General features: G+C 71.4%; 13 protein-coding genes. 6 read left to right on the forward strand and 7 right to left on the reverse strand.

Features of this window, described 5'->3' with window-relative positions:
• Positions 1-328: 328 nt before the first annotated feature.
• A complete protein-coding gene (gene sodN / locus CUT83_RS10560; protein ID WP_093661405.1) occupies positions 329-724 on the reverse strand; it encodes a superoxide dismutase, Ni in 396 nt (131 codons plus the stop codon).
• A gap of 168 nt (positions 725-892) precedes the next feature.
• On the opposite strand from sodN, the gene sodX reads away from it, so the two are divergent.
• Positions 893-1,309 carry a nickel-type superoxide dismutase maturation protease gene (gene sodX / locus CUT83_RS10565; protein WP_101255602.1) on the forward strand — a complete coding sequence of 139 codons (417 nt, stop codon included), beginning with the start codon at positions 893-895 and terminating at the stop codon, positions 1,307-1,309.
• On the opposite strand, the gene CUT83_RS10570 is transcribed toward sodX, so the two are convergent.
• Entirely contained in the window at positions 1,228-1,842 is a 615-nt protein-coding gene (locus tag CUT83_RS10570) for a CGNR zinc finger domain-containing protein (protein ID WP_101255603.1), read from the reverse strand. The genes sodX and CUT83_RS10570 overlap by 82 nt on opposite strands.
• 99 nt (positions 1,843-1,941) lie before the next feature.
• Here CUT83_RS10570 and CUT83_RS10575 point away from each other — a divergent pair, with 99 nt between their 5' ends.
• Positions 1,942-2,760: a class I SAM-dependent methyltransferase gene (locus CUT83_RS10575; RefSeq protein ID WP_158238994.1), complete on the forward strand. Its 819-nt coding sequence runs from the start codon at positions 1,942-1,944 to the stop codon at positions 2,758-2,760.
• A gap of 114 nt (positions 2,761-2,874) precedes the next feature.
• On the opposite strand, the gene CUT83_RS10580 is transcribed toward CUT83_RS10575, so the two are convergent.
• Complete coding sequence (locus CUT83_RS10580; protein WP_101255604.1) at positions 2,875-4,080, reverse strand: NAD(P)-dependent malic enzyme; 1,206 nt, start codon at positions 4,078-4,080, stop codon at positions 2,875-2,877.
• Between the two features lie 560 nt (positions 4,081-4,640).
• On the opposite strand from CUT83_RS10580, the gene CUT83_RS10585 reads away from it, so the two are divergent.
• The 4 genes from CUT83_RS10585 to CUT83_RS10600 all read left to right on the forward strand — a co-directional run bounded on the left by CUT83_RS10585 (position 4,641) and on the right by CUT83_RS10600 (position 8,579).
• Complete coding sequence (locus CUT83_RS10585) at positions 4,641-5,618, forward strand: ABC transporter substrate-binding protein (protein ID WP_240957924.1); 978 nt, start codon at positions 4,641-4,643, stop codon at positions 5,616-5,618.
• Positions 5,619-5,661: 43 nt separating this feature from the next.
• A complete protein-coding gene (locus tag CUT83_RS10590) occupies positions 5,662-6,666 on the forward strand; it encodes an amino acid ABC transporter permease (RefSeq protein ID WP_101255606.1) in 1,005 nt (334 codons plus the stop codon).
• Positions 6,663-7,436 carry an amino acid ABC transporter ATP-binding protein gene (locus CUT83_RS10595; protein ID WP_101255607.1) on the forward strand — a complete coding sequence of 258 codons (774 nt, stop codon included), beginning with the start codon at positions 6,663-6,665 and terminating at the stop codon, positions 7,434-7,436. Before CUT83_RS10590 ends, CUT83_RS10595 begins: the two co-directional genes overlap by 4 nt.
• Positions 7,437-7,616: 180 nt before the next feature.
• A complete protein-coding gene (locus tag CUT83_RS10600) occupies positions 7,617-8,579 on the forward strand; it encodes a zinc-binding dehydrogenase (protein WP_101255608.1) in 963 nt (320 codons plus the stop codon).
• Between the two features lie 65 nt (positions 8,580-8,644).
• On the opposite strand, the gene CUT83_RS10605 is transcribed toward CUT83_RS10600, so the two are convergent.
• From CUT83_RS10605 to CUT83_RS10615, 4 genes are all read right to left on the reverse strand, one after another.
• Positions 8,645-9,760, reverse strand: coding sequence for a PadR family transcriptional regulator (locus CUT83_RS10605; RefSeq protein ID WP_101255609.1), 1,116 nt, complete (start codon positions 9,758-9,760; stop codon positions 8,645-8,647).
• A 1-nt stretch (position 9,761) separates the two neighbouring features.
• Complete coding sequence (locus CUT83_RS10610; protein WP_240957925.1) at positions 9,762-10,667, reverse strand: DUF4097 family beta strand repeat-containing protein; 906 nt, start codon at positions 10,665-10,667, stop codon at positions 9,762-9,764.
• A 123-nt stretch (positions 10,668-10,790) separates the two neighbouring features.
• Positions 10,791-10,967, reverse strand: coding sequence for a DUF6104 family protein (locus CUT83_RS30290; RefSeq protein WP_093847737.1), 177 nt, complete (start codon positions 10,965-10,967; stop codon positions 10,791-10,793).
• Between the two features lie 156 nt (positions 10,968-11,123).
• On the reverse strand, positions 11,124-14,897 hold the full coding sequence (locus CUT83_RS10615; protein ID WP_101255610.1) for a multifunctional oxoglutarate decarboxylase/oxoglutarate dehydrogenase thiamine pyrophosphate-binding subunit/dihydrolipoyllysine-residue succinyltransferase subunit: 3,774 nt from the start codon (positions 14,895-14,897) through the stop codon (positions 11,124-11,126).
• Positions 14,898-14,922 lie beyond the last annotated feature (25 nt).

Raw genomic sequence — 14,922 nt, forward strand, 5'->3', positions numbered from 1 at the left:
CTCAAGCGGTCGGCAGGAGGTGGTGGCTGCGGCCGGTCGAGCCTCGTCACGAGAACGGTACCCATGCCGACGGGGCTACGGAGTGGATCCTGCCCGGGCAACCGCTTCGGCAGGGACAGCGCCGGCGAACTCATCCGCTCCTGGGCGTCCTGCGACCAGTGGTGGTTGTCGCGCTGCCGGCTGTGGCGGAGGCGGACCCGCGTCCGTCTGAGCCCGGAGAAAGGGCCGCGCCCGGCCCGCGGGTTCCGGGTGGGGAACTGGCGGGCCGGGCGCGGAAGGAAGGACCGGTGGGTCCTGGACGGGCCGGGGACGGGCCCCGGAACCCGGGTCAGGCCTTCTTGGTCTCCCAGAAGATCTTGTCGATCTCGGCGATGAGGTCCAGCAGCTTCTGGCCCGTGGCCGGGTCGGTGGAGCCCTTGGCGGCCGAGGCGGCCTTGAGGGCGTCGTTCACCAGCTGGTGGAGCTGCGGGTACTTCTCGAAGTGCGGGGCCTTGAAGTAGTCGCTCCACAGCACCGAGATGTGGTGCTTGGCGAGCTCGGCCCGGTTCTCCTTGATGTACGTCGCACGAGCCCGGTAGTGCGGGTCGTCGTTCGCCTGGTACTTCTCCTGGATGGCCTTGACCGACTCGGCCTCGATGCGGGCCTGGGCCGGGTCGTAGACGCCGCAGGGAAGGTCGCAGTGGGCGCTGACCTTCACCTTCGGGGCGAACAGGCGGGAGAGCATAGAGCTGTCCTTCCTCGTGATCGTCTTCTCACGTGCGAGATTACTCCGTGAGGAGCGCCTTTTCGCGTGTGCCCCCGCATCCCTGGGACAAAAGTCCGAGGGATGCGGGGACCAGGGGGGTACACGGGCAGGGCGCAGGGGCGAGCACGGGACCGGGAGGTACGGCGGATGCCGGAGCGGGCGGACGAGCAGGAGGGCCGCGGGCTGCTGCGGACCGGGCTGGCCGAGGTCTACAACCCGTCGATGGAGCCGACGCTGCGCCCCGGCGATCTGCTGGTGGTGCGCTACGGGGGAGCGGTGCGGCCCGGGCACGTGGTCGTGGTGCGGCATCCCTTCCAGCACGACCTGCTGATCGTCAAGCGGGCCGTGGAGCGGCGGGACGGCGGCTGGTGGGTGCGGGGCGACAACCCGTCGGTGCGCAACGACAGCCGCGAGTTCGGGGTGGTGCCCGACGAGCTCGTGGTGGCGCGGGCGTGGATGCGGCTGCGGCCCCTGCGGCGGGTTCAGCGCACCCCGGGGGCGTTGCTGGGCTGGGTCTTCTCGGCGCTGCGGCCGCTGCTCTCCAGGCGTTTGCGGGCCCGGTAGGCGGCGACGTTGGCGCGGGTGGCGCAGCGGTCGGAGCAGTAGCGCCGGGAGCGGTTGGTCGAGGTGTCCAGGTAGGCGTTGCGGCAGGGGTCGGCCTGGCAGACGCCCAGCCGGTCCACGCCCAGGTCGGTGAGGTGGAAGGCCAGGCCCATGCAGGCGACGGCCGCGTATCCGGCGGTGGCGTTGGCGGGGTGGTCGGCCAGGTGCATGTGCCAGCGGGGGCGGCCGGCGTCGTCCAGATGGCCGTGGCCGGAGATCTGCGGGCTGGCCGGGAACTCCAGCAGCAGGGCGTTGAGCAGGTCCACGGCCCTGGTTTCGTCGCCTTCCGAGGCGGCCGTGAAGACCGCGCGCAGCCGGGTGCGCACTCCCCGCAGCCGGGTCACGTCGGCCTCCGTGGCGCGCCGCGCGGCGCTCTGGCCCGGTCCGAAGAGGGCGCGTACGGCCTCCACGGAGGTGAGCGTGTCCTCGCCTCGCCGCGGCTGCTCGGTGTTGACCAGCCGCACCGCGAAGTCCGAGTAATAGTTCAGTTCCACTTGTGGTCCTTACGGGCGCGCTCTATGGTCGGGGAGAGGGGTGGGTAAGGGTTGCCTCTCGGTACAGGCTATTACGTATCCAGGGTGCGGGAGGCTGTCGTGACACGGGCGGACACGGAGACCGGGACGGGGTCGGGCGAGCCGGCGGGCACGGCCGAGGGCGAGCGGTGGAGGCACTGGCAGGAGAGCTGGGACCGGCAGCAGGAGTGGTACCTGCCCGACCGGGAGGAGCGCTTCGCGGCGATGCTCGACGCCGTCGAGGCGCTGGTGGGGACCGAGCCGAAGGTGCTGGACCTGGCCTGCGGCACGGGGAGCATCACCGGTCGGCTGCTGCGCCGGTTCCCCGGGGCCGCCGGCACCGGGGTCGATCTGGACCCGGCCCTGCTGGCCATCGCGCGCGGCCACTTCGCCGCCGAGCCCCGCGCCGCGTTCGTCACCGCGGACCTGCGCGACCCGCGGTGGACGGACGCCCTGCCGCACCGGTCGTACGACGCCGTGCTCACCTCCACCGCGCTGCACTGGCTGCGCACCGACGAACTGCGGGCGCTGTACGGGCGGCTCGCGGGCGTCCTGAGGGACGGCGGGGTCCTGATCAACGCCGACCACATGCCCGACCCCGCCACGCCCCGGATCAACGAGGCCGTGAACGCCTTCCACCGGGCGCGGCGCGAGCGGGAGAAGGCCGCGGGCACCCAGGACTGGGCGGACTGGTGGGCGGCGGCCGCCGCCGACCCGGTGCTGGCCGAGCCGGCCGCCGAGCGCTTCCGGATCTTCGGCGACCCGGTGGCGGGGGACCACGCCGACGGTGAGACGCAGTCCGCGGCCTGGCACATGGAGGCGCTGCGCGCGGCGGGCTTCGCCGAGGCGCGGACGGTGTGGGCGTCGCCGGCCGACGCGATGGTGCTCGGCCTGAAGTGACCGGGCCGGCGGCCCGGAGACGGCTCGCGGGTGGAAAGGCTGCGGGGGGCGGTACGGGCCTGGTCCCGTACCGCCCCCCGCGGCCGTGTCACACAGTGGGCGCTCAGCCGGCGCTCAGCGCCGCGCCACGCCCTCCGCGCGGGCGGCGGCGGCGACGGCGGAGGTCACCGCCGGGGCGACCCGCTCGTCGAACGGGGAGGGGATCACACAGTCGGCGCTCAGCTCGTCGGCGACCACCGCGGCCAGCGCCTCGGCGGCGGCCAGCTTCATACCCTCGGTGATCTTCGAGGCCCGCACCTGGAGGGCGCCGGCGAAGATGCCGGGGAAGGCGAGGACGTTGTTGATCTGGTTCGGGTAGTCGCTGCGGCCGGTGGCGACGACCGAGGCGTACTTACGGGCGACGTCCGGGTGGATCTCCGGAGTGGGGTTGGCCATGGCGAAGACGAAGGCGTCCTTCGCCATCCTCGCGACGGCCTCCTCGGGGACCGTGCCGCCGGACACGCCGATGAAGACGTCCGCGCCGTCCATCGCGGAATCCAGCGATCCGCTCAGCTTGGCCTTGTTGGTGAAGCCCGCCAGCTCCCGCTTGACGTCGGTGAGGTCGGTGCGGTCGGCCGAGACGATGCCCTTGCGGTCGCAGACCGCCACGTCGCCGATGCCGGCCTCCACCAGGATCCGTGCGATGGCCACCCCGGCCGCACCGGCCCCGGAGATGACCGCGCGCAGCTCGCCGAGCGCGACCCCGCGCAGCCGGGCGGCGTTGCGCAGCGCGGCGAGCGTGACGACCGCCGTGCCGTGCTGGTCGTCGTGGAAGACCGGGATGTCAAGGCGCTCCTGGAGCCTGCGCTCGATCTCGAAGCAGCGCGGAGCGGAGATGTCCTCCAGGTTGACGCCCCCGAAGGAGGGCGCCAGCCGGACGACGGTCTCCACGATCTCGTCCACGTCGGTGCAGTCCAGCGCGATCGGGACCGCGTCCACGCCGCCGAACTGCTTGAAGAGGATCGCCTTGCCCTCCATCACCGGCAGCGACGCCTGCGGGCCGATGTCGCCCAGGCCCAGCACCGCGGTGCCGTCCGTGACGACCGCGACGACCTGCGACTTCCAGGTGTAGTCGTGGACCAGTTCCGGCTGCTCGGCGATGGCGCTGCACACCTTGGCCACACCCGGCGTGTAGGCCAGGGAAAGGTCGTCCGCGTCCCGCACCGGCACGGTCGCCCGGACCGCCATCTTGCCGCCGCGGTGCAGGGCGAACGCCGGATCGATGGCCGACTCGACGCCGCCGTCCAGCTCGCCCTGGGAATTGACGATCTCCGCTGCCACTGTTTGACCCCTTTGCTGAAATTCCTGATCGAGGGTGGCCGCTGCCTGGTCGAGGCGCGGGCGGGCACCACGTCCGCGGCCTCTCCGGCGGATGGGGCCGCCGTCGAGGTGGTAACGGACGCCGGGCGCGTCGCACTCACGCCCTGGTCCCCGGGTGAGGGGTGTAACTGCTCTTTCTACCGGATGAGCACCACCACGCACGAATGTCTTCCGTCTCACCGGCTGCCCGCGAAGTACGCCGGACATGGGGCATCCTGGGCAAAGGGCCTGTAGAGAGGGTGGAAGGCCGATCGACACCCCGGGAGGGGAGTGACGAAGCTCTCCCCCTGTGTGCACGCCTCCGCTCATTCGAGCGGAGCGGACGATCGGGCGGGCTGTGGCATACGTCTCGCCTGGCGCCGATCGTTCCCGGTCGCCCGTTATCCGATTTTGACATGCCAGGCATCCTGGCCTCGGGTGTCCGGATGGCAAGATGCCCACATCACGCAGTGTCGCCGCGCGCCCCGGGCGTGCCCGGACGACCCCGGACACTCCACATCACCCCGCAGGAGGACCCCCTCATGACCGCACGCACCGACCGCCCCCTGCCCTCGGTGGAGGGCTCCCGCAGGCCGTCCGCGCGCCGGCGCCTGGCCGCCGCCGCGGCCGTCGCGATCACCGGCTCCCTGCTGCTGACCGCGTGCGGGGACCAGACCGACGAGGGCGGCAAGGGGGGCGGCGGCGAGGCCAAGAGCTCCGAGGCGCCGCTGTTCGACAAGCTCCCCAAGGACATCCAGTCCGCCGGCGTCATCAAGGTCGGCTCGGACATCGCCTACGCGCCGGTCGAGTTCTACGACGAGAACGACGAAATCGCCGGTATCGACCCGGACATCGCCGAGGCCCTGGAGAAGCAGCTCGGCGTCGAGCTGGAGTTCGGCAACGGCACCTTCGACGGGCTGATCACCGGTCTGAACTCCGGCCGCCACGACATCATCATGTCGGCGATGACCGACACCAAGCAGCGCCAGGAAGGCCTGGACGACAAGGGCGAGAAGGTCGGAGAGGGCGTCGACTTCGTCGACTACTTCCGGGCCGGCTCCACGATCCTGGTCAAGAAGGGCAACCCGGAGGGCATCAAGTCCCTGGAGGACCTCTGCGGCGAGACCGTCGCGCTCCAGCGCGGCACGGCGAACGAGGAGCTCGCCGAGACGCAGAGCGAGAAGTGCGACAAGCCGATCAAGATCCTCGCCTTCGACAAGGACACCGAGGCCCTCCTCCAGGTCAAGCAGGGCCGCGCGGTCGCAGACATCAACGACTACCCGGTCGCCGCGTACAACGCCAAGACCTCCGGTGGCGGTGAGGACTTCGAGGTCGTCGGCGACCAGATCGACGCCGCCCCCTACGGCATCGCCGTCAGCAAGGAGAACACCGAGCTGCGCGACGCCATCAAGGCGGCCCTGGACGCCATCATCGAGAACGGCGAGTACCAGAAGGTGCTGGAGAAGTGGGAGGTCACCGACGCCGGAGTCGAGGAGGCCACCGTCAACGGCGGTAAGTGAGCCGCAGCGAACCTCCGTAGTTCCACAGCAAAGGTAACTCTCCGTGTCCGAACCTGAAGACAAGGCACCATCCGCGCCGGTGCCGGCCTCCAACACCGAGGGCGGTGGAGCCGGGGCGGGCGGTGCGGCACCGGTGGCCAAGAGCTCCCCGGTGCCGCCCGAGGCCGTCAAGGCCATCCCGGTGCGCCACTACGGCCGCTGGATAAGCGCCGCGATCGTGCTCGTCCTGTTCGGCCTGGTGGTGGCGGCCTTCGTCAACGCCGACATCACCTGGCCGACGGTGGGGCGCTACCTCAACCACGAGACGATCCTCACCGGTGCGGTCAACACCCTGTGGATCACCCTGCTCGCCATGTTCATGGGCGTGGTGCTCGGCACCGTCCTCGCGGTGATGCGGCTGTCGAAGAACCCGGTGATGTCGTCCGTCGCCTGGGGCTACATCTGGGTCTTCCGTGGCACCCCCGTCCTGGTGCAGCTGCTGATCTGGTACAACCTGGCGCTGATCTTCCCGATCCTGGACCTGGGCTTCTACCGCGACGAGATGAACGACGTGATGACGCCGTTCCTCGCCGCGCTGCTGGGCCTGGGCCTGAACGAGGCCGCCTACATGGCCGAGATCAGCCGCGCGGGCATCCAGTCGGTGGACGAGGGCCAGACCGAGGCGGCCCACGCGCTCGGCATGACCGGCTCGCGCACCATGCGCCGCATCGTGCTGCCGCAGGCCATGCGGGTCATCATCCCGCCGACGGGCAACGAGTTCATCAACATGCTCAAGACCTCGTCGCTGGCCTACGCCATCCAATACAGCGAGCTGCTGTTCTCCGCCACCAGGATCTCCTCGCGCAACCTGGAGGTGATGGAGCTGCTGCTGGTGGCGACCATCTGGTACCTGATCCTCACCACGATCTTCAGCGTCGGCCAGTTCTACCTGGAGCGCTACTTCCAGCGCGGCTCGTCCCGCAACCTGCCGCCCACGCCGTGGCAGCGGGTGCGCGGGAGCCTCACCTCGTTCCGCACGCCGAGCCGGGTGGGAGGGAAGACGGTATGACCACCCCAGCTGTCCCGATGGTGAAGGCGGAGGGCGTCCACAAGTCCTTCGGCCACGCCCACATCCTCAAGGGCATCGACCTGGAGGTCGCCGCGGGCGAGGTGTTCTGCCTGGTCGGCCCGTCCGGCTCCGGCAAGTCCACCTTCCTGCGCTGCATCAACCACCTGGAGAAGATCAGCGCCGGGCGGCTGTCGGTCGACGGCCATCTGGTCGGCTACCGGCAGAAGGGCGACAAGCTCTACGAGCTCAAGGAGCGCGAGGTCGCCGCCCAGCGCCGCGACATCGGCATGGTCTTCCAGCGCTTCAACCTCTTCCCGCACATGACCGCGGTGGAGAACGTCATAGAGGCGCCCGTCCAGGTCAAGGGCGAGTCGAAGACGGCGGCCCGGGAGCGGGCCCTGAAGCTGCTGGAGCGGGTCGGACTCGGCAACCGGACCGACAACTACCCCTCCCAGCTCTCCGGCGGCCAGCAGCAGCGGGTGGCCATCGCCCGCGCGCTGGCGATGGAGCCCAAGCTGATGCTCTTCGACGAGCCCACCTCGGCGCTCGACCCGGAGCTGGTCGGCGAGGTGCTGGACGTCATGCGCGGGCTGGCCGAGGACGGCATGACGATGGTCGTCGTCACCCATGAGATGGGCTTCGCCCGGGAGGTCGGCGACTCGCTGGTCTTCATGGACGACGGCGTGGTCGTGGAGTCGGGCCATCCGCGCGATGTGCTGACCGATCCGCAGCACGAGCGGACGAAGGCGTTCCTGTCGAAGGTCCTCTGAGAGGCGGACGCCGTCGCGAGGGCGGTGCGGATCCCGGACCGGGGCCCGCACCGCCCTTTTCGCCTTTCCGGCGTCGTCCGCGCCGCCCGGCTGTCCACCCGGCCGTCCGTGCGGGCCGGCGGCGAGTGTCACACGGCCGTCCTGTTTCGCGGCGGCCCGGCTCGGCCTAGGGTTTGGATCATGTTTGCTGCCTATGCCGCGCGCATCGACCGAGACAAGCCGCTGACCGGACTGGAGCTGGGCGAGCGTCCGGAGCCGGACGTTCCGCTCGGCTGGACGACCGTCGACGTCAAGGCGGCGTCCCTCAACCACCACGACCTGTGGTCCCTGCGCGGCGTCGGCCTGGACGAGGAGTCACTGCCGATGATCCTCGGCTGCGACGCGGCCGGGGTGGACGCCGACGGCAACGAGGTCGTGCTCTACTCCGTCATCGGCGCGACCGGGCACGGGGTCGGGCCGCGCGAGCGGCCCTCGATCCTGACCGAGAAGTACCAGGGCACCTTCGCCGAGCGGGTCGCCGTACCGCAGTGGAACGTCCTGCCCAAGCCGAAGGAGCTCTCCTTCGAGGAGGCGGCCTGCCTGCCGACGGCCTGGCTGACCGCGTACCGGATGCTCTTCACCAACGCCGAGGTGCGCCCCGGGGACTCCGTCCTGGTGCAGGGCGCGGGCGGCGGCGTCGCCACGGCCGCCATTGTGCTGGGCGCCGCGGCGGGCCTGCGGGTCTTCGCCACCAGCCGGGACGAGGCCAAGCGCAGGCGGGCCGAGGAACTGGGCGCCGAGGCGGCGTTCGAGAGCGGCGCACGGCTGCCGCACCGGATGGACGCGGTGATCGAGACGGTCGGGGCCGCCACCTGGTCCCACTCGGTGAAGTCCCTCAAGCCCGGCGGCAGGCTGGTCATCTCGGGCGCCACCAGCGGACCGAACCCGCCGGCCACCGAGCTGAACCGGATCTTCTTCCTGGAGCTGAAGGTCGTCGGCTCCACGATGGGGTCCAAGGAGGAGCTGGCCGGGCTGCTGAACTTCTGCGCGGCCAAGGGCGTCCGCCCGGTGATCGACTCCACGCTGCCGCTGGACCGGGCCCGCGAGGGCTTCGAGAAGATGGCGGCGGGCGACCTCTTCGGCAAGATCGTCCTGACGGTCTGACGGTCTGACGGTCTGACGTTCCGGCGGCCCGCCACCGTTCCCGGGGAGGCGGACCGCCGAATTCCCTACGCCCCCGGGTCGCCCGTGCCGCTCGGGCCGTCCGTGCCGCCCGGGCCGGGCGAGCGCAGTAGGGAGACGATGCGGGCCGCCGCCGTCGACAGATGGCGGCGGGCCTCGCGCAGCCGCTCCTCGTCCACGCCGTGGTCGCGGGCCGCGTCCCGCACGTCGTCGCGGAACCGGTCCAGCAGCCGCTCCAGATCGCGCCGGGGGTCGCCGGACGGCGTGGCGGGCTCCTCGGCCCACTCCGGGGCCGCCGCCCGCGCCGCGCCCGCCCGTTCGTCCGGCTCCGCCCGCTTCGGCCGGGGCGCGGCCCGGCCGCCCGTGCCGCCCAGGTCTCCCAGACCGCTCAGGCCTCCCAGACCGCCCAGGTGCCTGCCCAGTTCCGACATGCCCGCGCGCACCGCGCCCTGCCAGTCGCCCTGCTGGACGTGTGACTGGACCTGCTCCTGGACCTGGCGGGCGATCCGCTCGGCCTCCTGGCGGGCGGCGTCCCGCGCCTGCCGGGCCCTGCGCGCCTGGAGCCGGGCCTGCTGGGCCTCCTGGCGGGCGCGGCGGGCCTGCTCCTTCCACTGCTCACCGGCCCGGCGCATCTCCTCGCGCGCGGCCCGCAGTGTGTCCTCGTCGGCCCGGGAGTCCTCCCGGACGCTCTCCCACGCCTTCTCCCAGCCGGGCGCGGACGTGCCGCCGCCCCCGGAGCCTTCGCCTCCTTCGGCGCCCGGAGTCCGCCCGGCTCCGCGGGCCCGCTCGGCCGCCTCGCGCATCTCGCGGCGCAGGTCGCCGGCCGCACCGCTGACGTCCTCGCGGATATCGGCGGCCAGCGCCGCCAGCGACCGGTGGATCTCCAGCTCCAGCTCGGTCAGCTCGCCCTGCCTGTCGGCGAGTTCGGCGCGGCCGGCGTCGGTGAGCGAGTAGACCTTGCGGCCGCCCTCGGTGGTGTGGCTGACCAGCCCCTCGGCCTCCAGCTTGGCCAGCCGCGGGTAGACGGTGCCGGCCGAGGGCGCGTACAGCCCCTGGAAGCGCTCCTCCAGCAACCGGATCACCTCGTAGCCGTGGCGCGGCGCCTCGTCGAGCAGCTTCAGCAGGTACAGGCGCAGTCGGCCGTGGGCGAAGACGGGGGGCATGTCACACGTCCTTACGGGGGGAGGGCTCGGCCGGCGAGGGTGTGCCGCCGGTCGCGAAGGGGGCGCCGGCCTCCTCGCCGGCTTCCGGCTCCGGGCGGCGCAGCAGGGCGATCGAGCCGGAGACGGTGGTGGCCCGCAGCAGTCCGTCGCCCGTGCCGAGGGTGCCGGTGACACGCCTGGTGCCCCACTGCCCCGAGATCCGCAGCTCCTCGAAGGCGCAGGAGACGGCGCCCGCGGCGGTGCCCGCCTCCACGGCGGCGTCGGCCGGCTCCGGCAGCCGCAGGGCTATCCCGCCCGACACGGAACTCAGCCGGACGTCGGTGCGCCGCCGCTCCCGCGCCGGGGCCAGGTCGACCGCCATGTCGCCGCTGACGGAGTCGGCCCGCACCGGCGAGCCGCCGCCGTCGATGACCGTCAGATCGCCGGAGACGGAGTTGAAGCGCAGGCCCCCCGTCACGCCCTGCGCCTGCACGTCGCCGGAGACCGTGTCGGCCCGCGCGTCGCCGCGCAGGCCCACCAGCGTGACGTTGCCGGTGACTCCCCGTACCTCGGTGCCCCCCTCGATGCCGGTGACCATGGCGTCGGCCCCGACCACGCCGACCTCGACCCGGACGCCGGCGGGCACGGCGAGCGAGACGTCGGCGCTGTGCCGCCGGGCATCGCCGTCCAGGAGGGTGAGGAACGCCTTCCAGGGCAGGTCGTCGTAGGCGACCGTGAGCGTGCCGTCCTCCAGCCGGACGGCCAGCGGGGGACCGGTGACGGCCCCGACCTCCAGCCTGGCGGGCGGGGCGTCGGTGCCGACGACGTTCACCGCGCCGCCCACGACGCGCACCCGCAGGGTGTGGACGTCCTCCTCGAAGACGAGCCCGCACGGCGCGTCCACGGACCACTCGGACCGGCCTGGCACGGCGGCCTCCCCTGCATCGGCGTACGACGACATATCGCGTCCCTGGCAAGACACGATATATCGCGGTGGCGGGAAGTCAAGGAGAGGGCACAGCCGCACCGCGGGCGCGCGGGCCGCCCGCCGTCACTCGTCCTCGTCGTCCAGGCGCGCCAGCCAGGTCGCCAGCCGCTCCACGGGCACCTCGAAGTCCGGATTGAGGTCGACGAAGGTCCGCAGCTGCTCGGAGAGCCACTCGAAGGTGACCTCCTCCTCGCCGCGCCGCTGCGCCAGCTCCTCGATACCGCGGTCGGTGAAGTACATGGCCGTCTCCTGTCGGGGCCTGATGGTGTGCGTCGGTACCACGGGCGTGGGGCCCGTACCGTCGACGCGACGGTACGGGCCCCACGGGGCCTGCGGACGGCGGCGGGCCGCCCTCGGCCCCTTTGCCGGCCTTGCCGGTCTCAGAGCCTCAGAGCCTCAGAGGTCGAAGACCTCGTTGACCAGCTGCTGCTGCTCGGCCTGGTGGCGCTTGGCCGAGCCCACCGCCGGAGAGGAGGACGACGGACGCGAGACCCGGCGCAGCCGGTCCGCGTTCGGGGCCTTCCCCGAGCCGATGAACAGGTCGAGGTGGTCCACCAGGTTGAGCGCGATGAACGGCCACGCGCCCTGGTTCGCCGGCTCCTCCTGCGCCCACACGATCGTCGAGGCGCCGGAGTAACGGGCCATCTCGGCCTGGATCTCCTTGCTGGGCAGCGGGTACAGCCGCTCCAGCCGGATGATCGCGGTGTCGGTCACGCCCCGCTTGCTCCGCTCGGCGGCGAGGTCGTAGTAGACCTTGCCGGAGCAGAAGACGACCTTGCGCACCTGGGCCGGGTCCACCGAGGAGTCGCCGATGACCGGGCGGAAGCCGCCGGAGGTGAACTCCGCCGCCTTCGAGGTCGCCGCCTTGAGCCGGAGCATCGACTTCGGGGTGAAGACGATCAGCGGCTTGTGGTGCGGGTTGTGCACCTGCCAGCGCAGCAGGTGGAAGTAGTTCGACGGCAGGGTCGGCGCCGCGACCGTCATGCTGTTCTGCGCGCACAGCTGGAGGAAGCGCTCGATCCGGGCCGAGGAGTGGTCCGGGCCCTGGCCCTCGTAGCCGTGCGGCAGCAGCAGCGTGACGCCGGAGGTCTGGCCCCACTTCTGCTCGGCCGAGGAGATGAACTCGTCCACGACCGTCTGCGCGCCGTTGACGAAGTCGCCGAACTGCGCCTCCCACATCACCAGCGCCTCGGGGCGGGCCAGGGAGTAGCCGTACTCGAAGCCCATCGCCGCGTACTCGCTCAGCAGCGAGTCGTAGACGTTGAAGCGGGCCTGCTCCTCGGACAGGTACAGCAGCGGGGTGTAGTCCTCGCCGGTCTCCCGGTCCACCAGCACCGCGTGGCGCTGGCCGAAGGTGCCGCGGCGGGAGTCCTGGCCGGCCAGCCGGACGGGGGTGCCCTCCATCAGCAGCGAGCCGACGGCGAGCGTCTCGCCCATCGCCCAGTCGATCCTGTCCTCCTCCACCATCGCCGCGCGGCGCTGGAGCTGCGGCAGCAGCCTGGGGTGGACGGTGATCCGCTCGGGGATGTTGACCTGGGACTCGGCGATCCGCTTGAGGACCTCCGCGCTGACGCCGGTGTCCACCGAGACCGGGAACTCCGCCTGCGGGGCCGGAACCTCCGCCGGAGCCGGCTGGCTGGTGGCGTCGCGGACCTCGGTGAAGACCTTCTCCAGCTGCCCCTGGAAGTCCTGGAGCGCCTGCTCGGCCTCCTCCAGCGTGATGTCGCCCCGGCCGATCAGCGACTCGGTGTAGAGCTTGCGCACCGAGCGCTTCTTGTCGATCAGGTTGTACATCACCGGCTGGGTGAAGTGCGGGTTGTCGGCCTCGTTGTGACCGCGGCGGCGGTAGCAGATGAGGTCGATCACCACGTCCTTGTTGAACGCCTGGCGGAACTCGAAGGCCAGCCGCGCCACGCGGACGCAGGCCTCCGGGTCGTCGCCGTTGACGTGGAAGACCGGCGCCTCGATCATCCGGGCCACGTCCGTGGCGTACATCGAGGAGCGCGCCGACTCCGGCGGGGCGGTGAAGCCGACCTGGTTGTTGATCACCACGTGCACGGTGCCGCCGGTGCGGTAGCCGCGCAGCTGCGACATGTTCAGCGTCTCGGCCACCACGCCCTGGCCCGCGAAGGCCGCGTCGCCGTGGAGCTGGACGGGCAGGACGGTGAAGTCCGTGCCGCCCTTGCCGATGATGTCCTGCTTGGCGCGGGCCACGCCCTCCACCACCGGGTCCACGGCCTCCAGGTGGGAGGGGTTGGCGGTGAGGGAGACCTTGATCTCCTCGCCGTCCAGGCCGGTGAAGGTGCCCTCGGCGCCCAGGTGGTACTTCACGTCGCCGGAGCCGTGCATCGACTTCGGGTCGAGGTTGCCCTCGAACTCGCGGAAGATCTGGGCGTAGGACTTGCCCACGATGTTGGCCAGCACGTTGAGGCGGCCGCGGTGGGCCATGCCGACGACGACCTCGTCCAGACGCGCCTCGGCGGCGGCGTCGAGCACGGCGTCCAGCATCGGGATGACGGACTCGCCGCCCTCCAGCGAGAAGCGCTTCTGGCCCACGTACTTGGTCTGCAGGAAGACCTCGAACGCCTCGGCGGCGTTCAGCCTGCGCAGGATGCGCAGCTGCTCGTCGCGCTCCAGCGAGGAGTGCGGACGCTCGACGCGGTCCTGGATCCACTTGCGCTGCTTGGGGTCCTGGATGTGCATGTACTCGATGCCGGTGGTGCGGCAGTACGAGTCGCGCAGCACGCCCAGGATGTCGCGCAGCTTCATCAGGGACTTGCCGGCGAAGCCGCCGACCGCGAACTCCCGCTCCAGGTCCCACAGGGTGAGCCCGTGCTCGGTGATGTCCAGGTCGGGGTGCTTGCGCTGCTTGTACTCCAGCGGGTCGGTGTCGGCCATGACGTGGCCGCGGACCCGGTAGGAGTGGATCAGGTCGAAGACACGGGCGGCCTTGGTGACGTCGTCGTCGTGGGAGACGTCGATGTCGCGCAGCCAGCGCACCGGCTCGTAGGGGATGCGCAGCGCCTTGAAGATCTCGTCGTAGAAGTCGTTCTCGCCGAGCAGCAGCTGGTGCATGATCCGCAGGAACTCGCCGGAGGCGGCGCCCTGGATCACACGGTGGTCGTAGGTGCTGGTCAGCGTCATGACCTTGGAGACGCCCAGCTTGTTCAGGGTGTCCTGCGAGGTGCCCTGGAACTCCGCCGGGTACTCCATCGCGCCGACGCCGATGATCAGGCCCTGGCCGGGCATCAGACGCGGCACCGAGTGGACGGTGCCGATGCCGCCGGGGTTGGTCAGCGACGCGGTGACGCCGGAGAAGTCCTCCATCGTCAGCTTGTTGTTCCGGGCGCGGCGCACGATGTCCTCGTAGGCCTGCCAGAACTCGAAGAAGGTCAGCGTCTCGGCCTTCTTGATGGCGGCCACCACGAGCTGGCGGTCACCGTTGGGCTTGACCAGGTCGATGGCCAGGCCGAGGTTGACGTGGTCGGGCTTGACCAGCGTCGGCTTGCCGTCCTTCTCGGTGTACGAGTGGTTCATCGACGGCATCGCCTTGAGCGCCTGCACCATGGCGTAGCCGATGAGGTGCGTGAAGGACACCTTGCCGCCGCGGGCGCGCTTGAGGTGGTTGTTGATGACGATGCGGTTGTCGATGAGCAGCTTCACCGGGATCGCGCGCACCGACGTGGCGGTGGGCAGCTCCAGCGAGGCGTTCATGTTCCGGGCGACCGCGGCGGACGGGCCGCGCAGCGGCACGTACTCCGGTCCGGCCGCCTGGCCGTCCCCGCTCCCGGCGGGCGCGGGCTTGGCGGCGGGCTCGCTCTTGGGGGGCGCGGCCTTGGCGGCGGGCTCGCTCTTCGGGGGAGCGGGCTCGGCCGCGGGGGCCTTCGCGGCGGGCGCCGTCTGCCGCGGCTGAGAGGCCTGTGACGCCGGGGGCTCACCCGCGGGCTTCGACGCGCTGGGGGCCGCGGCACCTCCGGCGGCCTGTCCCGGCTTGTAGTCGGCGAAGAAGTCCCACCAGGCCCGGTCCACTGAGTTCGGGTCCTGGAGGTACTGCTGGTAGATCTCGTCGACGAGCCACTCGTTGGCACCGAAACCGGCGGCAGGACTCTTGCCCTGCCCGTCCTGTTCGGTCCTGGGAGAACTCGAAGTCTTGGGGGCCTGTGGCGACACGGCGGCAACCGCCCTCTTCCGCTTA

It is taken from the genome of Streptomyces barkulensis (assembly GCF_002843305.1).
In the GTDB taxonomy this organism is placed as follows: Bacteria; Actinomycetota; Actinomycetes; order Streptomycetales; family Streptomycetaceae; genus Streptomyces; species Streptomyces barkulensis.

Bases quoted from the DNA above. Each gene is read 5' to 3' on its own strand.
- sodN (WP_093661405.1), bottom strand. From the start codon at position 724: ATGCTCTCCCGCCTGTTCGCCCCGAAGGTGAAGGTCAGCGCCCACTGC.
- sodX (WP_101255602.1), top strand. From the start codon at position 893: ATGCCGGAGCGGGCGGACGAGCAGGAGGGCCGCGGGCTGCTGCGGACC.
- CUT83_RS10585 (WP_240957924.1), top strand. From the start codon at position 4,641: ATGACCGCACGCACCGACCGCCCCCTGCCCTCGGTGGAGGGCTCCCGC.
- CUT83_RS10595 (WP_101255607.1), top strand. From the start codon at position 6,663: ATGACCACCCCAGCTGTCCCGATGGTGAAGGCGGAGGGCGTCCACAAG.
- CUT83_RS10600 (WP_101255608.1), top strand. From the start codon at position 7,617: ATGTTTGCTGCCTATGCCGCGCGCATCGACCGAGACAAGCCGCTGACC.
- CUT83_RS10605 (WP_101255609.1), bottom strand. From the start codon at position 9,760: ATGCCCCCCGTCTTCGCCCACGGCCGACTGCGCCTGTACCTGCTGAAG.
- CUT83_RS30290 (WP_093847737.1), bottom strand. From the start codon at position 10,967: ATGTACTTCACCGACCGCGGTATCGAGGAGCTGGCGCAGCGGCGCGGC.